General features: G+C 42.1%; 20 protein-coding genes, 1 pseudogene and 1 riboswitch. Of the genes and pseudogenes, 20 read left to right on the top strand and 1 reads right to left on the bottom strand.

Annotated features, from left to right (window positions below):
- Nucleotides 1-5: 5 nt before the first annotated feature.
- Nucleotides 6-2,387 (bottom strand): endonuclease MutS2, encoded by a 2,382-nt coding sequence (locus tag CCC17_RS03310; protein ID WP_287082502.1) that lies wholly within the window; start codon nucleotides 2,385-2,387, stop codon nucleotides 6-8.
- A gap of 307 nt (nucleotides 2,388-2,694) precedes the next feature.
- Between CCC17_RS03310 and CCC17_RS03315 the strand changes: the two genes are divergently transcribed.
- The 20 genes and pseudogenes from CCC17_RS03315 to gnpA all read left to right on the top strand — a co-directional run bounded on the left by CCC17_RS03315 (nucleotide 2,695) and on the right by gnpA (nucleotide 25,588).
- The gene (locus tag CCC17_RS03315) at nucleotides 2,695-3,642 is read left to right on the top strand and encodes a 3'-5' exoribonuclease YhaM family protein (RefSeq protein WP_022426377.1); all 948 of its coding nucleotides are present in this window, start codon (nucleotides 2,695-2,697) and stop codon (nucleotides 3,640-3,642) included.
- A 3-nt stretch (nucleotides 3,643-3,645) separates the two neighbouring features.
- The gene (gene rlmD, locus CCC17_RS03320; RefSeq protein ID WP_173723180.1) at nucleotides 3,646-5,016 is read left to right on the top strand and encodes a 23S rRNA (uracil(1939)-C(5))-methyltransferase RlmD; all 1,371 of its coding nucleotides are present in this window, start codon (nucleotides 3,646-3,648) and stop codon (nucleotides 5,014-5,016) included.
- 246 nt (nucleotides 5,017-5,262) lie between these two features.
- Complete coding sequence (locus CCC17_RS03325) at nucleotides 5,263-5,538, top strand: helix-turn-helix domain-containing protein (RefSeq protein WP_334295243.1); 276 nt, start codon at nucleotides 5,263-5,265, stop codon at nucleotides 5,536-5,538.
- A 44-nt stretch (nucleotides 5,539-5,582) separates the two neighbouring features.
- On the top strand, nucleotides 5,583-5,750 hold the full coding sequence (locus CCC17_RS03330) for a hypothetical protein (RefSeq protein WP_161206374.1): 168 nt from the start codon (nucleotides 5,583-5,585) through the stop codon (nucleotides 5,748-5,750).
- An 8-nt stretch (nucleotides 5,751-5,758) separates the two neighbouring features.
- Nucleotides 5,759-6,415, top strand: coding sequence for a type I restriction endonuclease (locus CCC17_RS03335; RefSeq protein WP_129975646.1), 657 nt, complete (start codon nucleotides 5,759-5,761; stop codon nucleotides 6,413-6,415).
- Nucleotides 6,416-6,427: 12 nt separating this feature from the next.
- A complete protein-coding gene (locus CCC17_RS03340; protein WP_173723178.1) occupies nucleotides 6,428-7,009 on the top strand; it encodes a hypothetical protein in 582 nt (193 codons plus the stop codon).
- Between the two features lie 287 nt (nucleotides 7,010-7,296).
- Nucleotides 7,297-8,025 carry a hypothetical protein gene (locus tag CCC17_RS03345; RefSeq protein WP_129975648.1) on the top strand — a complete coding sequence of 243 codons (729 nt, stop codon included), beginning with the start codon at nucleotides 7,297-7,299 and terminating at the stop codon, nucleotides 8,023-8,025.
- The gene (locus CCC17_RS03350) at nucleotides 8,022-8,441 is read left to right on the top strand and encodes a hypothetical protein (protein ID WP_278635594.1); all 420 of its coding nucleotides are present in this window, start codon (nucleotides 8,022-8,024) and stop codon (nucleotides 8,439-8,441) included. Before CCC17_RS03345 ends, CCC17_RS03350 begins: the two co-directional genes overlap by 4 nt.
- A 272-nt stretch (nucleotides 8,442-8,713) precedes the next feature.
- Nucleotides 8,714-9,070: pseudogene (locus CCC17_RS03355) on the top strand (23S rRNA (uracil-5-)-methyltransferase RumA); the annotation flags it as partial.
- A gap of 200 nt (nucleotides 9,071-9,270) precedes the next feature.
- Entirely contained in the window at nucleotides 9,271-9,762 is a 492-nt protein-coding gene (locus tag CCC17_RS03360; protein WP_161215699.1) for an IS110 family transposase, read from the top strand.
- Between the two features lie 289 nt (nucleotides 9,763-10,051).
- Nucleotides 10,052-10,142, top strand: a riboswitch (cyclic di-GMP riboswitch).
- Nucleotides 10,143-10,374: 232 nt separating this feature from the next.
- Complete coding sequence (locus tag CCC17_RS03365; protein ID WP_129974421.1) at nucleotides 10,375-13,581, top strand: hybrid sensor histidine kinase/response regulator; 3,207 nt, start codon at nucleotides 10,375-10,377, stop codon at nucleotides 13,579-13,581.
- Between the two features lie 180 nt (nucleotides 13,582-13,761).
- On the top strand, nucleotides 13,762-14,862 hold the full coding sequence (locus CCC17_RS03370) for a glycerol dehydrogenase (RefSeq protein ID WP_044961632.1): 1,101 nt from the start codon (nucleotides 13,762-13,764) through the stop codon (nucleotides 14,860-14,862).
- A gap of 161 nt (nucleotides 14,863-15,023) precedes the next feature.
- Nucleotides 15,024-15,959: a helix-turn-helix domain-containing protein gene (locus CCC17_RS03375; protein WP_287082503.1), complete on the top strand. Its 936-nt coding sequence runs from the start codon at nucleotides 15,024-15,026 to the stop codon at nucleotides 15,957-15,959.
- Nucleotides 15,960-16,046: 87 nt separating this feature from the next.
- The gene (locus CCC17_RS03380) at nucleotides 16,047-16,559 is read left to right on the top strand and encodes a hypothetical protein (protein ID WP_021651763.1); all 513 of its coding nucleotides are present in this window, start codon (nucleotides 16,047-16,049) and stop codon (nucleotides 16,557-16,559) included.
- A 320-nt stretch (nucleotides 16,560-16,879) separates the two neighbouring features.
- Entirely contained in the window at nucleotides 16,880-18,169 is a 1,290-nt protein-coding gene (locus tag CCC17_RS03385) for an ABC transporter substrate-binding protein (RefSeq protein ID WP_015524390.1), read from the top strand.
- Between the two features lie 90 nt (nucleotides 18,170-18,259).
- Entirely contained in the window at nucleotides 18,260-19,159 is a 900-nt protein-coding gene (locus tag CCC17_RS03390) for a carbohydrate ABC transporter permease (RefSeq protein ID WP_129974422.1), read from the top strand.
- Nucleotides 19,152-19,982, top strand: coding sequence for a carbohydrate ABC transporter permease (locus CCC17_RS03395; protein ID WP_173723223.1), 831 nt, complete (start codon nucleotides 19,152-19,154; stop codon nucleotides 19,980-19,982). The genes CCC17_RS03390 and CCC17_RS03395 overlap by 8 nt, the downstream gene beginning before the upstream one ends.
- Before the next feature lie 181 nt (nucleotides 19,983-20,163).
- On the top strand, nucleotides 20,164-22,188 hold the full coding sequence (locus CCC17_RS03400) for a beta-galactosidase (protein WP_129974423.1): 2,025 nt from the start codon (nucleotides 20,164-20,166) through the stop codon (nucleotides 22,186-22,188).
- An 88-nt stretch (nucleotides 22,189-22,276) separates the two neighbouring features.
- The gene (locus CCC17_RS03405; RefSeq protein ID WP_015524392.1) at nucleotides 22,277-23,392 is read left to right on the top strand and encodes a phosphotransferase enzyme family protein; all 1,116 of its coding nucleotides are present in this window, start codon (nucleotides 22,277-22,279) and stop codon (nucleotides 23,390-23,392) included.
- Between the two features lie 33 nt (nucleotides 23,393-23,425).
- Nucleotides 23,426-25,588 (top strand): 1,3-beta-galactosyl-N-acetylhexosamine phosphorylase, encoded by a 2,163-nt coding sequence (gene gnpA / locus CCC17_RS03410; RefSeq protein ID WP_092072880.1) that lies wholly within the window; start codon nucleotides 23,426-23,428, stop codon nucleotides 25,586-25,588.
- Nucleotides 25,589-25,920: the final 332 nt, after the last annotated feature.

Genomic DNA, 25,920 nt, shown 5'->3' on the forward strand with positions numbered 1-25,920 from the left:
CCTTTTTATTTCTTGAATTCTACAATGGTCACGCCGGCATCGCCTTCTCCGAATTCGCCGAGACGGAAGGAAGCTACGTGCTTTTGGCGCTTCAGGTAATTGTGGACACCTTTGCGGAGGGCACCGGTACCTTTTCCGTGAACGATACGGACGGATTTCATGTGTGCGATATAGGCGTCATCCAGATATTTATCCAGCTCTGCAACTGCCTCATCTACGGTTTTTCCCAGAAGATTGATCTCTGTGGAAATGCTGGCTGCCTTGGACATACGGATCTTTCCGGCGCCGGTACGCTGCATGGACGGAGTGGTGATCACCGGCTCGTCCACAAGCTCCAGATCGGAGATATGAACCTTGGAACGGATGATACCCATCTGCACAAAGAGATATCCTTTGGAATCCGGATGACTGGAAACTGTTCCTTTCAGATTCAGGCTGAGCACCTTTACGGTATCGCCAAGAGAAAGATCGGATGGCTTCAGCTGTTTCTTTGGCTTTTGCTTCTGCTGTCTGGAAGACATTCCATTTTCGGCTTTTGACATACGTTTTTTCAGGTTCTGGCGCTCTTTTTCTACGGAAGCGGTATCTACGTGATCCTTCTGGAATTTATGGAAAAGCTTCATGGTCTGATCTGCGTATTCCTTGGTATCGCGGAGAATCGCATGTGCCTGTTCATTGGCTTCTCTGAGAATCCGCTCTTTACGTTCATCCAGCTTTTCTTCTTTTTCCTGAAGAGATTTTTTCAGATCTTCTACCTGTTCTTTGTAACGGGCAATTTCAGCACGCTCGTTTTCGATGGTGACACGGCTCTGCTCCAGGGATGTCAGAACATCTTCAAAAGATTCATCCTGCTCGCTGATCTGTTCCTTTGCTTTGTCGATGATGAAATCCGGAAGCCCCAGCTTGGAAGAAATGGCAAATGCGTTACTTTTTCCCGGAACACCGATCAGAAGGCGGTAGGTCGGACGTAAGGTCTCCACATCGAATTCACAGCAGGCATTTTCCACACCTGGAGTGGAGAGGGCATAGATCTTCAGTTCGCTGTAATGGGTGGTTGCCATGGTACGGATACCCTGCTCGTGAAGATGTGACAGGATCGCAATGGCAAGAGCGGCACCCTCTGTAGGGTCCGTACCTGCACCAAGCTCATCGAAGAGGACCAGGGAATCCTGATCTGCGGATTTCAGGAAGGAAACCACGTTTGTCATATGAGAGGAGAAGGTACTTAAGGACTGTTCAATGCTCTGCTCATCTCCGATATCAGCATAAACCTCGTGGAAAAGTGCAAGTTCGGAACGATCCAGCGCCGGGATATGGAGACCCGACTGTCCCATCATGGTAAGAAGACCTACGGTTTTCAGAGAAACAGTTTTACCACCGGTGTTTGGTCCGGTGACAACCAGGAGGTCAAAATCATCCCCGAGACGGATATCAATAGGAACGGCTTTTTTCTTATCGATCAGTGGATGACGGGCCTGGCGAAGCCGGATCCGGCCTTCTGTGTTGAAAACAGGTTCACTGGCGTTCATGTCCATGGCAAGTGCGGCACGGGCAAAAATAAAGTCCAGCTGTACCATGATGGAAAGATCTGCGTGAATAGCCTCCAGCTCAGCAGCTACCTGCTGGCTTAAGGATGCAAGGATCACTTCGATCTCTTTCTGCTCTTTCAGCTCCAGCTCGCGGATGTCGTTGTTCAGCTTGACAACAGCCATAGGCTCAATGAAAAGAGTGGAACCTGTGGCAGACTGGTCGTGGATCATACCGGGAACCTGGCCTTTATATTCAGCCTTTACCGGGATACAGTAGCGGCCGTCGCGCATGGTGATAACGGAATCCTGAAGATAATTCCTGGCACTTCCTGCAACCAGAGAAGAAAGCTGGGTGTGTATCCGGTCATTGGTGGCTTTGATGCTGCGGCGGATCTGGCGAAGCGTGCTGCTGGCATCGTCACTGATCTCATCCTCAGAAAGGATACAGCGGCGGATCTCTGTGCTGAGTGGTGTCAGTGGTTCCAGTGCCGCAAACATTCCGTCAAGGGAATCGGTCATTCCGTCATCACGGTCACTTCTGGAATAGGCCTTTACACGACCGGTATTCTCAAGAAGACTGCAGACAGAAAGCAGCTCTGGTGCATTCAGGGCGCTGCCAACAGTAAGACGTTTTAATGTGCCGCGGATGTCCTTGACGCTGCCGAAGGAAATGCCGCCTTTTTTGAACAGGCGTGCAAGGGCATCGTGTGTCTGCAGCTGCATGGACCGGATCTCCTCAATGTCTGTGGAAGGGGTAAGCTTTCGACAGAGATCTTTTCCCATGGGGGAGGAGGCCTTGTCTGTGAGCAGATCTATGATTTTATAGTATTCAAGTGCTTTGTATGCTTTTTTGTTCATTGTTGCTATAGTTACTCCTTTTTGTTACTTCTGTTGATTCTGTGCTTTTCTGCGTAACACAAGATATGCAAAAAAACACTTCGTTTCCTATTTTACATGATTTCCATAGCAAAGGAAAGTAAAATGTGTTATGATACTGAATAAAGCCCGGAAGTAAGTGGAAACTGTGCAGAAATGCCAGAAAGCCCGGACCGGGATGCGGCCAAAGATCATAAAGAAAGTCTGGCTATGAATGCAAAGTGTGAAGCGGATGTGTTCGTGAGTATGTCTGCTTTGAAAGTAAAAAGAACAGAAAGGCAAGAATTTTATGCGTTTTTTAAATGAATTACATGAAGGAGACAGAGTAAACGGGATCTATCTCTGCAAACAGAAACAGGCAGCTACAACGAAGAATGGCAAGCCTTATGAGAATCTGATCCTTCAGGATAAAACAGGTGTGATCGATGGTAAGATCTGGGATCCCAATTCTCTGGGAATTGATGAGTTTGATGCGCTGGATTACATTGAGATCATGGGAGATGTGACAAGCTTTGCAGGCGCCATGCAGCTGAATATCAAGAGAGCACGCAAGGCAGGAGAAGGGGAGTATGATCCGGCAGATTATCTTCCTACCAGTGAGAACAGTGTGGATGATATGCAGAGCCAGCTGCGAGAGCTTATCAACAGTGTGAAGAATCCCTATCTTTCCCAGCTCCTAAAGAAGCTTTTTGTGGAAGATCAGGAATTTATGAAGATATTTGAGGGACATTCTGCAGCCAAGACCGTACATCACGGCTTTATCGGCGGACTGATGGAGCACACTCTTGGAGTGACACGTCTCTGCGATTATATGGCGAATGCATATCCGCTATTGAACCGAGATCTTCTGATCACAACCGCACTTCTTCATGATGTGGGCAAAACGAAGGAGCTTTCTGCTTTTCCGATGAATGATTATACAGATGAGGGACAGCTTCTTGGACATATTGTGATCGGGGCACAGATGGTACATGATCTTGCAAAAGAGATCCCGGATTTTCCGGAGAAGCTTGAAAATCAGGTGATCCACTGTATTCTTGCACATCATGGTGAGCTGGAGTACGGTTCTCCCAAGAAGCCGGCACTTGCGGAGGCAGTTGCCCTGAATCTGGCAGACAATACAGATGCAAGGATGGAGACACTGACAGAAATTTTCCACGCAGACAAAGGCAAAAAAGAATGGCTTGGTTTCAACCGGCTTTTTGAGTCCAATTTAAGAAGAACAGGAGATATTTAATACATGGAATTCCGTAAAAACGATATACTCACTTTAGATATAGAGGATTGCGGAGTTGACGGTGAAGGTATCGGGAAAGCCGATGGCTTCACCGTTTTTGTGAAAGACGCCGTGATCGGAGACCGGATCAAAGCCAAGATCATCAAGGCAAAAAAGAACTATGGCTATGGCCGCCTGATGGAGGTGATCACACCGTCTCCATACCGTGTGAAACCTGCCTGCTCCATTGCCCGCCAGTGCGGAGGATGCCAGCTTCAGGCATTATCCTACGAGCAGCAGCTGAAATTTAAAGAGAAAAAGGTTCGTGGACATCTGGAAAGAATCGGAGGTTTTCAGAATCTTGATATGGAACCGATCATGGGGATGGAAGACCCCTATCATTATCGAAACAAGGCACAGTTTCCGGTAGGAAAAAATAAAGACGGAAAGATCATCACAGGCTTTTATGCAGGAAGAACCCACTCCATCATTGATAACCGAGAATGTATTCTGGGAGTGAAACAGAATAAAGAGGTTTTGGACCGTGTGATCGGACACATGGAAAAATATCATGTACAGCCCTACGATGAGGCCACGGGAAAAGGTCTTGTACGTCATATTATGATTCGTTATGGCTTCCATACAGATGAGATGATGGTCTGTCTGATCTTAAACGGAGATAAGATCCCTGCAGAAAAGGCTCTTGTGGAATCACTCTGTGAAATTCCGGAAATGACCAGCATTACCATCAATGTTAATAAAAAACGGAACAATGTGATCCTGGGTGATCAGCTTCGCCTCCTTTGGGGACAGTCCTATATAACGGACAGCATCGGAGATATTTCCTATCAGATCTCTCCCCTGTCCTTTTTCCAGGTCAATCCCATCCAGACCGAAAAACTGTATGGAAAGGCTCTGGAGTACGCCGGCCTTACGGGAAATGAAACTGTCTGGGATCTGTACTGCGGAATCGGAACTATCTCCCTGTTCCTGGCCCAGAAAGCAAAATTCGTCCGCGGCGTGGAGATCGTACCACAGGCCATTGACAATGCAAGAGAGAATGCGAAGCTCAATGGCATTGAGAATGTAGAGTTTTTTGTCGGAAAAGCAGAGGAAGTGCTGCCGAGAGAGTATGAGAAGAATGGCGTTTATGCAGACGTTATCGTGGTAGACCCGCCACGGAAGGGCTGTGATGAGGTACTTCTGAATACGATCCTTAAAATGAAGCCGGAGAGGGTTGTGTATGTGAGCTGTGACAGTGCGACACTGGCGAGGGATCTGAAGGTGCTGTGTGCGGAGGATTATGAACTGGTGCGGGTTTCTACTACTGATATGTTTCCGCAAGGAGTCCATGTGGAGACGGTATGCTTACTCTCTAAGAAATGCCCAGTTTAAGCGGGTTTGAGAGCTATTTTTAAGGAAACATATCATAGAAATTTAATGAATAAAAATGTGCATGAAAAAATAAATTGAATATATGCACAAGGGCGAAGTACCTTTTAGCGAGAAAATACATCTGCTTGCTAAAAGGTATTTTTTATATAAATTTGTACGCGGTAGAGTATAGATTGTTCGCGGATAAATAATATTGAAAATAATTGATATTCGGCGCTTGACCGCTTATCATATAGGAGGAGTATTTTGGCACTTTATAGAACAAAAATGGAGAGAAAATTTATGGAATTTATGACTGTAAAAGAAGCAGCCACAAAGTGGGGATTGTCAGAGAGAAGACTTCAAACTATATGCAATGAAGGAATGATTCCGGGGGTTATAAAATTTGGGCGATCATGGGCAATTCCAGTAAATGCGCAAAAACCTGTTGATAAAAGAATCAAGTCGGGAAAGTACGTGAAGTCCTGTTTTTGGGACATTTGTTATGAGAAAATTATGTCTGGGTATCGAATACTGGTATAAATTATTGTGCACTTGGATTATGTCAAGAAGGAGGCAGATTTTATATGAATGCAGGTTTTTTAGAAATAATAAACCATGGTCAGGAAGAAAAAATCAGACTTTTGCAAAATAAAGTTGATCTATATAGTGCTAATTTAGAACAATATAAACAGAAGTCATATAATGAAACTCAGGTTAGAGTTGATTTTGTGAATTCCTTTTTCAATTATTAGGTTGGGATGTGCTTAATGAAAATGGTTTGCCTCAACATTTGAGAGAGGTTACGCATGAGGCTAATGTAACTGTTGAAGAAGATGGGGAAAGTAAAAATAAAAAACCAGATTACGCATTTAGAATAGGTACAGAATTATTGTTTTATTTAGAGACGAAGAAACCAGCCGTGGATATCACATCAGACATTCTTCCAGCTTTTCAGTTAAGAAGATACGGATGGAGTGGTAATCTAAAAATTTCTGTTTTAACAAATTTTACAGATTTGTATATTTATGATTGTAGTGTAAGACCAGTTGAAGATGATGATATAGGTGTAGCTCTTATCGCGCATTATAATTATACAGAATATGTTGAAAAGTTTAATGAAATATATGGAATGCTTTCAAAAGAAGCTGTTATCACGGGAGAATTTGAAAAGAAGTTCGCGTTGCTTTTAGGACCTTATAGAAGAGAACCGTTTGATGAGTATTTTTTAAAGCAGATTAAGGAATGGAGATTAGTATTTGGAAACAGCATAATGAAAAATAATCCATCAATTAATATAAATACATTGAATATTGTTGTTCAGAGAATTCTTAATAGGATTATTTTTTTGAGAATATGCGAAGATAGAAGTTTTGAAGATTATGAAACATTAAAACATGTAATGAATGATAATAAATAGAGGTGAGCCTTGATGACAACTGAAAATTACGTCTATAAAAAAGAAGTAGACTGGTCTTTGTTGCAGGAAGGGCTCACTTTGCCCTTTGACAATCAGGTTATATTTGGGCAGGTAATGGGGCGTTTTTTAAATAGAGGTGAGTCTAAAGATATCACGCTTTATCTGAATGGAAAATCTTATAAGGCTCAGATTAGAAATGTGAATTTTGATCCAAAATTTAAGAGAAAAAAGGACACATTGCAAATACGATATTCTAAGAATGGTGAACTTGCAAAGGCGTTGCAGACATACTTTTCAAAGAGCTATCAGTTTATAAAGACCACACGAGAAATGCGTGAACCAGGTGACAGAACAATGATAAGGTTGCCTGAAGAGTGTAAGGAATACCTTGCAATATATACAACAGAATATGATGATTCTTACGTATTAGAGACCATTGTTGCGGATGATATTGTTTCTTTAAGGCAGACAGTTTCTGGTCAGAAAGAACGAATCATGGAAGCAGAATTTAACTATGATGTAGAGGACTCAACATCCACAATTCTTGAAATAGAGAGGATTGTAAAGATTAGAAAGCTTAACAAGAAGATTTGAGACAATTTAAAGCTTTTATATGGTTACAGATGCCAAATCTGTGGTCAATTGATTGGTGAGGAGTTTGGCTCACATATTGTGGAGGCAATCACATCGATTATTTTGTATCAAGCCTTAATAATGATGCGAGTAAACAGCTTATTGTGTGTCCAAATCATCATAGCATAATACATGACACAAATCCGGTATTTGATAGGCGTAGGTTACTATACATATACAAAAATGGGTTTGAACAGAAGCTAGTTTTGAATCAGCATTTATAGATTAGACGAGGAGATGATTAGTAAATGGATTTGGTATCAGCAATTGGATTGATTAGCTCTTTTGTCACTTTAGAAGAAGCGGGAAGAAGCTGGATATTAATTATTAAGGACAAGATAAAAAGAAAAGAAATTGATATCAATAATTGGGATTCAGATGATCCTTTAGTTCAGGTTTGTCTTGATAGATTTAAAACTGATATGGGGGATAAATATAAGGATCATATTTTTTCAGAGGAAGAAATCCAAGATATCATTCTGGGCTTTTTTGAGCAGAATAGAGAGCTGCGTATAGGGCATGAGGAACAGAAGCAAATGACTCAGATTATTGAGGATATTTTATACGCATATAATGAGTATGCGAAGTCCCTTATGTCGAGCGGCGAAAGAACACTACATAATACGCTATCATCGGATTTTTCCAAGATAATGGATAAGCTGGGGGTGATAGAAGAACAGCCTCGTAAGGAAAACATTAAGAAGTTTTTGCATGCGATTGAAGTAAGTAAAGAAATTGAACTTGAAAATATTGAAGAGCTTATTAACGGTGAATATGAAATTGACAGGTCAGAAATTATAGAAACAATACAGGCAGCACGAGAAAAATTAGTATCAATACAGGGAAATGCTGGTTCGGGTAAATCAGTTGTATGCAAAAAACTATTAAAGGGAAAAGAATACGTATTAGTAACGAGAGCAGAGAATTTGTCCACTGGAAAGAAAATGCACTTGTCAGGGCCAATTATAACGATTTGAAAAATGGTGTTCATGAAACAACCGAGTATTTGGAATTGTTTTTAAGAAATTTATTGTTGGATGAGAAGAATGAACTTCATAATCGTACGATGCACATTAGTGGAAGGTTTGCAGAAGTGGACATTGAAAGAGTAAAAGTGGACATTAAGAGTGGAGAAGTGGACATTGAAAGCACAAAAGTGGACATTCGAAATAAATTACTTTCTTTCTCAGATACGATTTCAGAAAAAACAATAAATCATACAGTAGAAATATTTTCAAAATGTGGAAAAGAAAATTGTTTCGGAAGAACGATAGTTGAAGAAATTACTGGATTAAAGCCATCAAGAGCTTCCAAGTTAATAAAACTGTTGGTTGATAGTGAGGTAATCGTACCTGTAACAGGACATGGAAAAGGAAAATATCGGTTTCAATAAAAGTGAACATTGAAAGGGTGTTAATGCCATTCGCAAAAATGCCCAAAACAAATCGGCGTACTGATATATTACCAAATATGGTAGCAGTATTTAGAATAATTTTGTATTATAAAAGTGTTACAAAATATCGGCGTACCCGCCACACGTTTACAAAGTCAAACGGTCTGTACGCCATGTCTTAACCTTATGATTGCAGATATTAGCAACCTGTCAAAGGGTGTAAAAACTCAGTAACTATGCGGGTTCGCGTACTGTTAAAGCAGTGAAAAACGACACCGCATGTGGAGACGGTAGTACTGCTTTCCCACAAAAAGCCAGACGGACATATCAACGTAAAAGTTGAGTTTGGCGAGGGTGAGGGAAAAGTTCCACTTGATAATATTGCTAAAAGAGCGGAAAGCTATAAGTCCAAAGAACGAGTGACCTACAAAATGATAAAGGAGTACATAGAAGCTAAATACGGCTTCAAAGTACATACCGCATATATTGCAGAGGTAAAGAGAGATTTAGGCTTGCCGATGTACGATGCTCCTAATGCGGTAGAGAAATTGAAACAGCCGAGGAAGCATCCAACTCCAGAGAAGGTTGAAGCAATAAAGGATGCATTGAAGCATTTTGAAGTGATTTAATAATGATGAGCGTATCATTAAAATAGTGGTACGCTTTTCTTTAAAATATTTGGGAAGCAATATATAAGTGCTGAATATGCTTGAAAGGAGCATTCCTGTAATTCATTAAAAGCGCCAATTGAATAAAAAAGAACCTCAAGGTATGATTGAGTTGCATCTTGGCGGATGTAAACAAAACAATCAAGCACTGGAGGTTCCAAATGAATTATACACAGAATGAAAAGATTGAGCAAGTAACAGATTCAACAATGGTTGTCGGAGTTGATATAGGAAGCCAGATACATTATGCAAGAGCTTTTGATAACAGAGGACGCGAACTTACAAAACGTATTTTTTCTTTTCATAACGATCTGGAAGGGTTCAATTCTTTCAACCTTTGGGCAGAGACACTTAAGACTGAGAATAAAAAGACTGCAGTTCTGATCGGCTGCGAGCCAACAGGTCATTACTGGTTTGCGTTTGCGAAGTATGTAAATGATCATCAGAAAAGATTAGTAATGGTCAATCCATTCTCGGTTAAGAAGATCAAGGAACTTGATGATAACAGTCCAAAGAAAACAGATTCAAAAGATCCAAAAACAATCGCAAAACTAGTTGTGGATGGGAGATATTCAATCTCATACATGCCAGAAGGCATTTATGCCGAAATAAGAGACCTGGTATACAGCCGTGAGCCTATATGGATAATCTGAGGCATAAGTGTCGTGAAGAGCCGTATGCCTGAATTGGGCACGTACGGATCTGTGGGGGATATACCTAGTAATAGGTGTTTCTACCCGACAATTTAGGACTCGTCAGAGGATGGTGATCCTGGTAGACATGAGAGGTTAGTTACGAGAGGTCCTCACCCACTGCTTATTGCTTTTCGCAACCTCCACAGGGGAGTTACTTGATTCGGTTAAAATATATGTAAATTTTCCACCAAAATATTATTGACGTAAGAAAAACCACATGGTATTTTATTTTTGGAAAAAATGAAAATTATTTTAAAGGCAAACCTGTTGAAAGGCAGGGTCGCAAAGCCAGAAGGGACTAAAGTCAGAAAGTTTGACCATGTCAGCCGGTTGCCACTGTTTCCATATCATCATAATATATGGAAAAGATGTTTGAACAGGAGAGATTCCGATACCTTTTATACTATATAGATGTGTGATTTTAAAGAATATAGTAGGGACACTGGCAGATTTTGGCAGATGTCCTTTTTGTATGCAAAAATGGGTAACAAAACTAGCAGGGACAGGTTTTCTGTATACAGATAAAAGCAGGATGAAGAAGGCATAAGACGGAGAGAGGACTTTTATAAAATGAAAAGTTATGAAGACAAAATATATTCCTTAGGTGAGACTGTAACGGGGCAGACACAGGCCATGTCACAGGCCGTACAGAAAACACTGGAAAATAATGGCGGGGTAGGTATAATGACAGGATCTTATGACCAAAACCTGTCTATTTTGTCTGTGGATAATCTGCTGTTGCATAGTACAGGATATACATTCGATACTTTCATGGAACAGACAAAAGGCTCATTGAGAAATTTCTTTTATGACGAGGAAGATATACTGGAGCGAGACCGTTTTTTGCAGCTTCACGGAACAGGGGAAGCACAGATCCTTGCAGCAGACGGTACAGTGAATAATGTACGGCTTTGTAAAGAGGATGCGACAGATGAGGCGGGCAGACAGATCTGGGTTATGTCCGTACAGGTCAACTGGGATCATGTAAATCTGGCACTGCTCAATGAGGCTATCTATTCCGGCTTCTGGTATTTTGACTGTGACGAAAACAGTGAGATTGTGAATGCAAACTGGAGTCATGAATTCCGAAAAATGCTTGGCTATCATGACACCCTGGACTTTCCGAATAAACTGGAATCCTGGTCAGATCTTCTGCATCCACAGGATAAAGAAAGAGTGATGGTGCAGCTTCAGGCGGCAATTAAGGATAAGACGAACCAGATAAAATACCAGGTAGAGTATCGTATGAGAATGAAGGATAATCAATACCAGTGGTTTCGGGCATCGGCAGAAGTAATACGCCGTCTGGATGGTTCTGCCAGCAGGATTGCCGGGATTTTTATTAACATTGATGGGGAGAAAAAAGAAATCATGCAGGCACAAAAATCTGCTGCTTTCCACCGGGCTTTTACGAAAGCAGATTTGTGCGAGTATTATGTGAATCTGGAAGCGAATACTTTTGATACCTTTAAGGTTGAACCGTCCCTGATGACAGTCTTTGAACAGAGTCATACGTGGGATGAATTGATCCGGCATTTTGTGGATTCCTATGTTGTGGAGACAGATAAGAAGGCGGTATCCTCTTTTTACGACCGTGGTTATATTGCAGAAAGGCTGAAGGGGCTGGAAACCGAATTGGCTTTAGAGTGCCGTATCACTCTGAATGGAGAAGAACGATGGGTCCGCAATGTGGTCATACGTGGCGAAATAGAGGATTCAGAATATGCCATGATCTTTCTGCGTGATATCACAGAGACAAAGGTAGAGAGCGCACGGCATCTGCAGATGGTAGCAGATAATGCTTCCATGGAGCAGCTGATCCAGAGCATAGTGCGTCTGGTTGACCGCTTTGTTGTCTGTGATCTGGAAAATGACAGATATGAATTCTACAATCTGAATGGACAGATGATATATAAACCTCTGGGATTTTATCATGATTTTCAGATGCAGGTTCTTGAAAAATATAAGACACTGGAACCATTGGAAGCTATAGATATCCTGATAGCCCCGGATAATATTCGGAAAAAACTGAAAAGTGAAAATGATATTTATAAGTTTGAGTATTGCAGCCTGGATGAAAAGACTTATAAAATCGCTTCTTATATTCCCTTGGAATGGAAGAATGGAAAGCTGGAAAAGGTATTGCTGGCATCCATGGATGTGACACAGGAGAAGAAAGCAGAGATTGAATCCCGTCAGGCACTGAAAGAGGCTTACCGGTCCGCAGAAAATGCAAATCGTGCGAAAACAGAATTCCTTTCCAATATGTCCCATGATATCCGGACACCAATGAATGCGATTGTGGGTCTGACAGCAATCGCAGGAGCAAATGTTGAGAGCCAGGACAGAGTCATTGAATGCCTCGGCAAGATCACAGAATCAAGCCGCCATCTGCTGGGGCTGATCAATGAAGTATTGGATATGGCACGTATTGAAAGAGGAAAAATGACACTGGCACAGGAAGATTTCAATCTGTCAGAGCTGGTAGATAATCTTATTACACTCACGAAACCGGTGCTTGATGAACATAAACATAATTTTGATATACACATCAATCATATTGAACATGAGGCTGTCTGTGGTGACAGCTTGAGAATTCAGCAGGTATTTGTGAATCTGATGAGTAATGCGATCAAGTATACACCGGATGGCGGGAATATTATTTTTTCCATAGAGGAAAAGCCAAATGGATTTTCAGAACTTGGATGCTATGAATTTACGATTGAGGATAATGGAATCGGTATGTCACCGGAATTCCAGAAAATCATGTTTGAGCCGTTCAGCCGCGCGGATGACCACCGGACAACCAGAGTCCAGGGAACTGGTCTGGGAATGGCAATCAGCAGAAATATTGTGAACCTGATGAATGGCACTATTAAAGTGGACAGTACCTTGCACAAGGGAACTAAAATCACAGTAACAATTTATCTGGAGCTTCAGGAAAAAGAAAAAGAACAGGACAGAGATCTGATGAATCTGCCGGTCCTGGTTGTGGATGATGATAGGACATGCTGTGAAAGTACAGTTGCAACATTAAAGGAAATCGGTATTATGGGTGAATGGGTTCTCTCTGGCAGGGAAGCGGTTGAGCGCTGTTATGCACGGCATGAGTTGAAAGATGATTACTTTGCTGTTATTTTAGACTGGAAGATGCCGGAGATGGATGGTATAGAAACTGCCAGACAGATCCGGAAACGGATAGGAAAAGAGATCCCCATCATTGTACTGACATCCTATGAATTCAGCGAAATTGAAGAAGAAGCAAAGGCTGCAGGTGTAGATGCTTTTATTGCAAAACCGCTGTTCCGTTCCCGGCTGACGGCAACACTGCGGCAGTTTACTTCAGGAAGAAAAGAAAAAATAGCAAGAAATTATCTGGAGAAGCTGTCAGAATCAGACTACACGGGAAAAAGGATTCTGCTGGTTGAGGATAATGAGTTGAACAGAGAAATTGCTGGTGAAATTTTACAGATGACAGGTGCAAAAGTGGAAACGGCAGAAAATGGGAAAATTGCAGTTGAAAAAGTGGAAGCTTCTCCGGAAGGATTGTATGATCTTGTTTTTATGGATATCCAAATGCCTGTCATGAATGGTTATGAGGCAACTGCAGCAATCAGGAGCCTTCCGGGTGAAAAGGGAAAACTGCCTATTGTTGCCATGACTGCCAATGCTTTTGCAGAAGATGTACAGCTGGCCAAAAATACAGGCATGAATGGACATATCGCGAAACCGCTGGATATGAATAAGCTGAATGATGTTCTGGAAAGCTGGCTGTAACTGATTTTCATGTGATCACAAAGTATATTACTAGGAACAGAGTGAACAGTAACAGTAACTCAGGTGATGCTGCATAAATCCTCAAATACTCCTTGCAATAAAAAAATACAGCAATTATAATATAAATACAAAAGCCGGATGCGGAGGCTGACTTCTGAAAACAAAGAAAGGAAGTATAAAATGGCGAAAATTTTAATCAGTCCGTCCAAATATTTACAGGGTGCGGGAGAAATGAAGAATCTTGGAACTTATGCTGCAAAGAGCGGAAAAAAAGCGTTGGTTCTGATCAGTAAAGGCGGATATAAAAGAATCGGTAAAACGATCGAAGAGAGCTTTGCTGAGAGTACCTGTGAGGTGGTTTTTGATTATTTTAACGGAGAATGCTGTAACAGTGAGATTGATCGTCTGGTAAAGATCGTAAAAGATGAGCAGTGTGATCTTACCATTGGTATTGGTGGAGGAAAGATCTTTGATACAGCGAAGGCAGTTGCATACTATGCGGGAACACCGGTATTTATCTGTCCGACGATCGCATCTACAGATGCCCCTTGCAGTGCTTTGTCTGTTATTTATACAGAAGAAGGAGTTTTTGAAAAATATCTGTTTCTTCCGGCGAATCCGAATCTTGTTCTGATGGATACAGATATCATCACCAAATCGCCGGTTCGTCTTACTGTGGCTGGTATGGGAGATGCACTGGCAACATATTTTGAGGCAAGGGCATGCAAGAGAAGCGGAGCAACTTCCTGTGCAGGAGGTAAGACAACAGAGGCTGCCATGGCACTGGCTGAACTTTGTTTTAATACCTTGATGGATGAGGGCGTAAAAGCTAAGATAGCTCTGGAAGCAGGCGTATGCACACCGGCAGTTGAGAAAGTGATTGAGGCTAATACACTTCTTTCTGGAATTGGTTTTGAAAGTGCAGGACTTGCAGGTGCACATGCGATCCATAACGGATTTACTGTACTGGAAGAATGCCATCATATGTATCATGGAGAAAAAGTTGCATTCGGAACCATCACACAGCTGGTACTGGAGAATATTCCCCAGGAAGATCTGGAAGAGATCATCTTATGGTGCATTGAAGTAGGACTTCCTGTTACTCTGGCAGAGCTTGGAGCTGGGAAAGTAACTGATGAGCAGCTTATGGAAGTTGCCACAACTGCATGTGCGGAGAATGATACACTTCACAACATGCCATTTGAAGTTACACCGGAAACTGTATTTGCAGCAATCAAAGCGGCAGATGCATATGGAAGATATTACCTGGATGAGGAATAAACAGATAAAAAGTAAATAGCTGATATAAATAAAAATTGCAATCTGCAGAAACAAGAGTTATCAAGTATTGTTATCCTGCAGGTTGCTTTTTTTTATGTATGGCTGTAATATAACAGAAAGATCAGTAAATATTGGAACAGAAAACATACGGAGGAATATTTGTGGCAAAAAAACGAAAACCCAAAATGGAGTTTCGATATTATAAGATGCCGGAGGGGAGCCCCATCCTTGCATTGCTTGGACAGAAGTGGGTTCAGAATTATGGGAACGATATCGATTATCTCCATTTTCATAATTATCTGGAAATCGGATTCTGCTATGAAGGACAGGGATTTATGATACTTGGAGAGGATAAGGTACAGTTTCATGACCGGGATTTTACGGTGATCCCATCCAATTATCCACATACCACAAACAGTGATATTGGAACTATCAGCCGCTGGGAGTATCTTTTTATTGATGTAGAAGGATTCCTGGATAAATTTATTAATAATTCGGTAAAAAAAGAAAAAATCGTTCAGCGGATCAACTCCAGATCACTTTTTCTGAATGAAAAAGAAAACCGATCCATGGCAGGTAAGATCCTTAAGATCCTGGATATCATGCGGGATGGAGAGGAATTTTATCTGGAAGAAGCTAAGGGAGTTTTGGCATCGCTTCTTGTGGAAATCGCAAGGATAAACCGGGATTCAGGCGAAGAACGTTACAGCGAAGGCAGAGGAAAAGTCATGGATATGATATCCAGGTTCCAGGATTATATTTCTGATCATTACATGGAGGATCTTCGTATTGACGAACTGGCAGAATACTGTCATATCAGTGAAACTCATTTGCGCCGGATATTTACGACTTACATGAAGATGAGCCCGCTGGAATACATCAATACGATCCGTATCCAGGCGGCCTGTGATTATCTGAAAAAAACAGATCAGCCAATTGCAGATATAGCACATAAGTGTGGCTTTACCACCAATTCCACATTTAATCGGAATTTTCGTCAGGTTACGGGAATGACACCGCTGGAGTGGAGAAAACGTCCGGAGAACTATGAACAGCAGCTTCTTAAGTTTGACATCCATTCAGAGGAAGGCTGGTAAAACAACAAAACCAGATCTGTGGATCTGTCACGACAGAATAGAAATATCAGACTGTATGCGGATCAGGCAGATAGAAAGAGGTAAGAAATGTACGATTACAGGATTGTGGAGCAGGTCTCCAGAAAAAAGAAACATATGTCAGGAGCTCTCAGAAAAGTAATGGTGATCTTTGCGGCAATTTTTGTACTGATGGGTATCACGATCTCTCAGGCATTCATGCTTCCGGGATTTCTTCTGGCGCTGCTTTACTTTGCTTATGACATATTCAGCCAGAGAGACTATGAATATACCATGGAAAACGGACAACTGACCATAGATGTGATCTATGGTAAAAAATATCGTAAAACAGCTCACGTGCTGAAGCTTGAGGAGATGGAAGTGACAGCACCTCACTATCATGAAAAAGTGGCAAAATATAAAAAGAATACCGGAACGGAGAAACTGAAAAAATACGATTATACCTCTTATGAAGATGATGTGCCTTACTATACCATGATCATTCAGGAAGATGGACGTAAAATAAAACTTCTTCTGGATCTGACAGAGGAAATGCTGCATACGATGAAAACGCAGTTTCCTGAAAGGGTTTATTTTGCATAATATGCAGAAATGTTTGTGAAATATGTATGAAAAACAACATAAAATTTTATGAAATAGAAACAAAAACCTTCTTTTTTGACAAAAAATGTTCGCACAATGTCAAAAAAGAAGGTTTTTTTGGGGCATCCTGACGAATGTAAAAAGAAAAAATCCTCAAAGTGCATATTTTTTGTAAAAATATAGCGTGACAATAGTGCACAATCAATAAAATAGTTGAAATTGCACATTATATGAACAATTCTGCAAACTATAGAGGAAATACGTATGCTATAATCCATTCATAAGCAAACGGGAAATGCTTAATAAAGGAGGAAAAGTAAATGAAGAAAAAATTACTCGCAGTATTAATGACAGGTATCATGGCAATGTCTTTTGCTGCAACTACTACAGCAGTATATGCAAAAGGTGATGACGATAACACCCTGACTGTATGGGCATGGGATCAGAACTTCAACATCAAGGCTATGAATATTGCAGGTGAGCAGTATGCAAAGGATCACGAAGGATTCAAGGTTGATGTAGTTGAGACATCTTCTGATGACTGCCAGACCAAACTTACAACAGCAGCAAACGCCGGAGATTACAGCACACTTCCGGACATCGTTCTGATGCAGGACAACAGCTATCAGAAGTATCTGAAGAGTTATCCGGATGCTTTCACAGATCTGAAGGATATGGATATCAACTGGGATGATTTCGGAAAACTGAAACAGTCCTACTCCATGGTAGATGACACACATTACGGAGTTCCGTTTGATAACGGTGCAACAATTGCCTGCTATCGTACAGATATCCTGGAAGAAGCAGGATATACCATTGATGATCTTACAGATATCACATGGAGCAAATTCATGGAGATCGGAAAAGACGTTCACGAAAAAACAGGTAAATATCTCCTTACAAGTGAAGCAACAGGTGGCGATACTCTGATGATGATGATCCAGTCCTGTGGAGCAAACTTCGTAAATGATGACGGAGAGGCTTATATCGTTGGCAACGATGTAGCAGAGAAATGCGTAGATCTTTATGTGGATCTTGTAAAGAACAATGTTGTTAAATTAGTAAATAACTGGGATGAGTACATCTCCACAATCACAGGCGGAGAGGCTGCCGGTATCGTTAACGGTAACTGGATCACAGCTACACTGATGGGAACAGAGGATCAGAAGGGTCTGTGGCAGATCACAACAATGCCGAAAGTTGACGGCGTTGATACAGCTACAAACTATGCAAACAATGGCGGATCTTCCTGGTACATTACATCTAACTGCAAGAATGTAGAGCTTGCTGAGGACTTCCTTGCAAGTACATTTGGTTCCAGCACAGACTTCTATGATGCAATCCTTCCGGAAACAGGTGCAATTTCCTGCTACCTGCCGGCTGGTGAGTCTGAGGTTTACAATGAGCCAAGCGAGTTCTTCAATAACCAGCCGATCTTCTCAACAATTGTAGAGTACTCTTCACACATTCCGGAATTTACAAAAACTCCGTACCACTATGAGGCAAGAGAGTGCATCAACACAGCTGTTGTTAATATTGTAAACGGCGCAGATAAAGAATCTGCACTTCAGGAAGCACAGGATACACTGGCATTCAAGATGACAGAGTAAAGCTGAAATATTAATGAAATACAGAGCAGGGGACTGCATGCAGTCCCTTGTCTTATGTAAAGGTTTAGATGTTTGAAAGGAGGAGTTCCTGTGAATTCCAAAAAAAGTGGCATGTCTCTGGTAGCGAAACAAAGAGCGGCCGGCTGGATCTTTCTGGCACCGGCAACCATTATGATCGCTGTCATGAGTTTTTATCCGATGATCCGCGCATTTATCATTTCTTTACAGACAGGTGCCGGAGCAAACATGAGGTTTGCGGATCCGATCTTCAGTAACTATAAACGTATTATGGTGGATAAGGTATTCCAGCAGTCCATTGTCAATACATTTCTGTATCTTATTATCCAGGTGCCGATCATGCTGGTCCTTGCGATCCTGCTCGCACAGCTTCTGAATAACAAAGATCTGAAATTCAAAGGATTTTTCCGTACATGCGTATTCCTTCCATGTGCGACATCTCTTGTATCTTATTCCCTGATCTTCCGTTCCATGTTTGCAACAGATGGCCTGATCAACAGTATCCTGATCAAACTTGGAATTTTAACAACCGGTTATAACTTCCTTGGAAACTCCACAAGTGCAAAGATTGTTATTATCATCGCGCTGATCTGGAGATGGACTGGATATAACATGGTATTTTATCTTGCGGGACTTCAGAATATCGAATATTCCGTATATGAGGCAGCAAAGATCGATGGAGCCAATGGCTGGAAGACTTTCTGGAAGATTACAGTACCGCTTCTGAAACCGACGATCATCATGACATTCATCATGTCTATTAATGGTACACTGCAGTTGTTCGATGAGTCTGTCAACCTGACAAAAGGTGGCCCGGCTAACTCAACCATCACAATGTCTCACTATGTTTACAATACATGTTTTATTAATGTGCCAAACTTCGGATATGCTGCAGCAATGTCATTTATCATATTTATCATGGTAGCTATCCTGGCCTTTATCAACTTGAAAGTAGGTGATACACGTGACTGAGAAAAAGAACAAATCCGCGATCCAGAGAAGATTGATCCCTACATATATTTTCCTGATCATCGTATCATTTATCTCTGTATTTCCGTTGTACTGGATGATCTCCGCAGCAACCAATACATCCACAGATGTATCCAGAGGCCGGATTCTTCCGGGTACATATTTCATGCAGAACTTTAAGAACCTGACAGCACAGCAGCCGCTGTGGAGAGCACTTGGAAACTCTCTGTTTTATGCGGTTCTGACTACTGTTATCTGTCTTCTGATCTGCTCTATCGCAGGTTATGGATTTGAGGTATATCATGACAGATGGAAAGACAGACTGTTCTCCATCCTGCTTCTTGCAATGATGGTTCCTCAGGTTGCCACAATGGTTCCGTTATTTAAGATGTTCTCCAAAGCAGGCCTCTTAAATACAGCGGTAGGTTTTATCCTTCCGATCATCTCCACGCCATTTATGATCATGATGTTCCGTCAGAATGCAAGAGCATTCCCGATCGATATCATTGAAGCAGCTCGTATTGACGGATTAAGTGAGGTAAGGATCTTTTTCCAGATGTTTATCCCGACTATGAAATCTACTTATGCGGCGGCAGCAGTTATCACATTTATGAATGCATGGAATTCCTATCTGTGGCCGAAGGTAATCATGACAGATAATAAGGCGATGACCATGCCGATGTTGATCGCCAATCTGATCACAGGATATGTAACGGATTACGGCATGCTGATGTGCGGCGTATTATTCTGTTCCATTCCGACTATGATCGTATTCTTCGTATTACAGAAACAGTTCGCAGAGGGTATTACTGGAGCTGTAAAATAATTTTAAAACAAAAAGGATGCTGCTGAAATCTTTAGGTATATTGTATAATATGCTTTAACTGGATCACGCAGCATTCTTTTTATACCAGATCAACTGTGGATCAGTTGCCTGGTATAAAGCTTCGTAGCGGAGCGGATGACTTTGTCCGCTTGATGCGAATAAATCATAAGGAGATAAAAAAATGGCAGAGCAGATCAGATACGGCCATTATCTGCACGGCGGCGATTACAACCCTGAGCAGTGGCTGGACAGACCGGATATTCTGAAAAAAGATATCGAATATTTCAAAAAAGCCCATATCAATACCGTTTCCATGGGAATGTTTTCCTGGGCAGTGCTGGAGCCGGAAGAGGGGAAATATAACTTTGACTGGCTGGAAGAAGTGATCGATAATCTGTATAAAGAAGGAATTTATACGATACTTTCCACACCATCCGGAGCAAGACCGAAATGGATGGCAGATAAATATGAAGAAGTTCTTCGCATGGATCCGGATCGCACAAGAAGATTTTTCGGTGGAAGACATAATCACTGTTATACTTCTCCAGTATACAGGGAAAAAGTCTACAATATTAATAAGAAGCTTTCTGAACGTTTCGGAAAACATCCCGCAGTGCTTTTGTGGCATATTTCCAATGAATATGGTGGAGAATGCCACTGTCCTCTGTGCCGGGAAAAATTCCGGGAATGGCTGAAAGAAAAATACGGGACCATCGAAAATTTAAATTCCAGCTGGTGCACAACGTTTTGGAGCCATACCTATAACAGCTTTGATCAGATCGAAAGTCCTTCGCCAAAGGGGGAAAATGCTCTTCATGCACTTACCTTGGACTGGAAACGTTTTGTTACAGACAGGACTGTGGATTTTATGAAGCATGAGATTTCTGCGATCCGTGCAGGTGGTTCCGAGCTTCCGGCAACCGCCAATCTGATGTATGACTACAACGGACTGGACTATAAAAAATTTAAGGATGTTATGGATATTGCATCCTGGGATAATTATCCAAGCTGGCATAAAAAAGACAATTATACCACAGCGTTGGACGGAGCCATGCAGCATGATCTTATGCGAAGCATCAAGAAAGCACCGTTTCTTCTGATGGAATCCTGTCCCTCTGCGACCAACTGGAAGCCTATCAACAAGCTGAAAAAACCAGGAATACATCTGGCTGCCTCTCTGCAGGCAGTTGCTCATGGTTCAGACAGTGTTCTGTATTTCCAGCTTCGTCAGAGCCAGGGAGCCTCTGAGAAATTCCATGGTGCGGTGATCGATCACTACGGTGGGGATGATACTCGTATTTTCCGCGAAGTGACAGAGGTAGGAGAAGCGTTGGAGCAGATCCGGGAAACTGCTGGAAGCGTGACGAAGTCTCCGGTGGCTGTTCTCTATGACCGGGAAAATGACTGGGCGCTGAAGGATGCGCAGGGACCTCGAAACGAGGATATGCATTATCAGGAAACTGTACTGAAACAGTATCGTGCTCTCCGAAGAAAAGGCTATAATACAGATATCATCAATATGGAACATGAGCTGTCCAGGTACCGTTTGGTAACGGCACCGATGGCCTACATGTTTTATCATGGATATGCCGAAAAGCTTCGCACTTTTGCAAAAAACGGTGGTACTTTGGTAATTTCCTACTGGTCCGGACTTGTAGATGAAACAGATAAATGCTATCTGGAGGGAACCCCTCACGGACTGATGGAAGCAGCTGGTATCCGTACGGAAGAGATCGATGCACTTTATGACTGGGAAGAAAACGTAGGTATCCCGGAAACAGGAAATCATCTCAGAATTACAGAAAGCTATACCTGCAAAAATCTCTGTGAGCTTGCAAAGGTTTCCGATGCGGAAGTACTGCTGCGTTATGGAAGGGATTTCTATCAGGGGTATCCGGTACTGACTCACAAGAAATACGGAAAGGGCCATGTTTATTATGTGGCGGCAGATATGGAAGCAGCCTTTTATGAGGATTTTCTGGGAAGGGCAGCAGAGGAAGCAGGCGTGAAGATGCCGCTTACATTTATACCGGAAGGTATTTCTGTGACAACCAGAGAAAATGAGGATACGGAATATCTGTTTATCCAGAACTTCGGAGAAAAGACAGAAACAGTTTCTGTCTCGGGGGATTACGAAGTTCTCTACGGATCAACAGATGAAAATATTGCTCCGCTTGCCACCAGGATTTTAAAGCGGAAAAAATAATCACAGTAAAAAACACAGCAAAAAGTATAAAGCATATTTGTTTTCGGACGGTATGCTTTTTACTGCTGTCTGGGAAAGAGAAGGTAAAATGGCAGGTACACCAAAAGAAGAGATAAAAAGAATAGCGGATCAGTTTGCATTTACCGGAGAACTGGTTTCCTGCGGCCCCTGCGGAAGCGGGCATATCAACGAAACCTATATGCTTAGATATCGGATCGGAGAGATGGGGTCCATTAAGGTGATCCTTCAGAAGATCAATCGGGAGATCTTTCAGAAACCGGAAGAACTGATGGAGAACATTGCCGGAGTCACCGGGCATCTGAAAAAGAAAGTTCTTCAGAAGGGAGGAGATCCGGAACGGGAGGTTCTGAACCTGATTCCGACAAAGGACGGGAAGGCATTCCTGACAGATGAAAACGGAGAATGCTGGAGAGCTTATATTTTTATTACCGATGCAGTAAGCTATGATCTGGCAGAAAAACCGGAGGATTTTTATGAAAGTGCAGTTGCATTTGGAAAATTCCAGGAAATGCTAGCAGATTACCCGGCAGAGACTCTGCATGAAACGATAAAGGATTTCCATGATACAAAGAAACGTTTTCAGACTTTGAAAAATGCCATAGAGAAGGACAGCCGCCATCGTGCTGCATCCGTAAAAGAAGAGATCGCATTTGCGTTTCAGCATGAGTATCTGGCAAATGTATTCGGTGAGCTTCTGGCAAAAGGTGAGGTGCCCCTTCGGGTAACGCACAACGATACGAAGCTGAATAACGTTATGATCGACTTGGAAACAGGAAGGGGAATCTGTGTAGTGGACCTGGACACGGTTATGCCGGGACTTGCCATGAATGATTTTGGAGATTCCATTCGTTTCGGGGCCAGCACTGCATTGGAGGATGAGAAAGATTTAAGCAAAGTTTCCTGTGATATGGAGCTCTATGAAATCTATGTAAAAGGCTTTCTGGAAAGCTGTGGAGATAAGCTTAGTGCAAAAGAGATCGAGATGCTTCCCATGGGAGCTAAGGTGATGACTTATGAATGTGGCATTCGCTTTCTTACCGATTATCTGGAAGGAGATCATTATTTTAAGATCGACCGGGAAGAACACAATCTGGACCGCTGCCGCACACAGTTTAAGCTGGTGGCTGATATGGAACAGAAATGGGATACTATGCAGACGATCGTGAAAAAATATCAGAAATAAAAAAACAGGGATTTTTACAATGGAGGTAAAGTGATGAGCGAAACAAAAGGAAGAGTGACCATTCCGACAGATCTGGATGTGATCCCGGAGACACTGAAAATGCTGGATGAGTGGGGTGCAGATGCCATCCGTGACTGTGACGGAACGGAATTTCCAGCAGAGCTGAAGAAAACCGGCGCAAAGATTTATGCAACTTATTATACCACCAGAAAGGACAATGCCTGGGCAAAGGCCCATCCGGAAGAAATCCAGCAGATGTATATCATGACATCCTTTCACACGGCAGTGTCGGATACTCTGGAAATCCATCTGATGGATCATCTGTATCCGGATATGCTGGCTGTGAATACAAGAGATGATATCAGAAGATGGTGGGAAGTCATTGACCGGACTACAGGGGAAGCTGTCAGTACAGAGGAATGGTCATACGATGAAAAAAACGGAAATGTTGTGATCAGGCCGGCGAAAGAGTTTCATGAGTATACGGTAAGTTTTCTTGCATATATCATGTGGGATCCGGTACATATGTACAATGCAGTTGTCAATGACTGGAAGGATGTAGAGCCTCAGATCACTTTTGATGTGCGTCAGCCCGCAACACGTGCACATTCCATGGATCGCCTCCGCAGATTTCTGGATTCCCATGATTATGTGAATGTAGTACGATTTACTACATTTTTTCACCAGTTCACACTGATCTTTGATGAGATGGCACGGGAAAAATATGTAGACTGGTTTGGATATTCCGCTTCGGTGAGCCCCTATATTCTGGAACAGTTTGAGCAGGAAGTGGGATATAAGTTCCGTCCGGAGTTTATCATTGATCAGGGATATATGAACAACACCTACCGTATCCCATCAAAAGAATTTAAAGATTTCCAGGCTTTCCAGAGACGGGAAGTGGCGAAGCTTGCAAAGGAAATGGTAGACATTGTCCATGAATACGGAAAAGAGGCCATGATGTTCATGGGCGATCACTGGATCGGTATGGAGCCCTTTATGGATGAGTTTGCTTCCATCGGGCTGGATGCGGTAGTGGGAAGCGTCGGAAACGGAGCGACCCTACGTTTGTTCAGTGATATTAAACATGTAAAATATACAGAGGGAAGATTTCTGCCGTACTTTTTCCCGGACACCTTCCATGAGGGCGGGGATCCTGTAAAAGAGGCAAAAGTAAACTGGGTGACTGCAAGAAGAGCTATCCTTCGAAGTCCGATCCAGAGAATTGGATACGGCGGTTATTTGAAACTGGCTCTGGAATTTCCGGATTTTGTACAGTATATCAAGGAAGTCTGCCAGGAATTCCGTGTGCTCTACGACAATATCCAGGGAACCACACCATACTGTGTAAAACGTGTGGCTGTTTTAAATTGCTGGGGAAAAATGCGCTCCTGGGGCAACCATATGGTACATCATGCCATCTATTACAAGCAGAATTATTCCTATTTCGGAATTATCGAGGCATTAAGCGGTGCGCCTTTTGATGTGTCCTTTATCAGCTTTGATGATATCCGTCAGGATAAAGATCTGCTGAATGATTTTGATGTGATCATCAATGTAGGTGATGCGGATACTGCACAGTCCGGTGGTGAGAACTGGGCAGATCCGGAAATCCTTACAGCAGTGCGGAAATTTGTCTATAATGGCGGCGGATTTATTGGCGTCGGTGAACCGGCAGCTCATCAGTGGCAGGGAAAATTCTTCCAGCTGGATGACATCCTTGGTGTAGAGGAAGAAAGAGGATTTAATCTTAATACCGATAAATACAACTGGGAAGAGCATAAAGATCATTTTATCCTGAAGGATACAGATGGAACCGTAGATTTCGGTGAGGGGAAAAAGAATATCTTTGCACTTCCGGATACGAAGATCCTTATCCAGAAAGATCAGGAAGTCCAGATGGCAGTAAAAACCTTCGGAAAAGGCCGGGGCGTTTATATCAGCGGACTTCCGTACAGCTTTTGCAACAGCCGTATTCTTTACAGAGCCGTACTCTGGTCAGCGGCAGCGGAAGGTGAGCTTCACCGTTGGTTTTCTTCCAATTATAATGTGGAAGTACATGCTTATGTGAAAAATAAAAAGTATTGTGTGGTAAACAACACCTATGAGCCACAGGACACTACGGTTTACACAGGGGATGGAAAGAGCTTTGACCTTCATCTGGAAGCTAATGAGATCCGCTGGTATCAGATCTGAGAAAGCAGGATACAGGTTTACTGATAAAGAAAAGCTGTGAAATTGTCTGAGGGCGTTGACAGAGAAAAAAACTTATAATATAATAAATCCATTCCAAAAGTAGGAAAACAAAGCTGTTGTAATAGAGAAAATCTATTATAACAGCTTTTTGTTATTGCTGACAAACAATTTTACTTACAAAGAGGAGGGATTTATGAACAAAAAGATCAAAACCCTGTTTTGCAGAAAAAGAGTGCTTTTTCTCCGGAAAATAAAAGCAGAAAAAGCAGTATTGTGATAAAATAAAAGAAAAATATTTCAAAGATAAAATGATCAGAAGAAAAGAGGCAGAT

Source organism: Blautia sp. LMAG:36 (assembly GCF_008680535.1).
Classification (GTDB): Bacteria; Bacillota; Clostridia; order Lachnospirales; family Lachnospiraceae; genus Blautia_A; species Blautia_A fusiformis.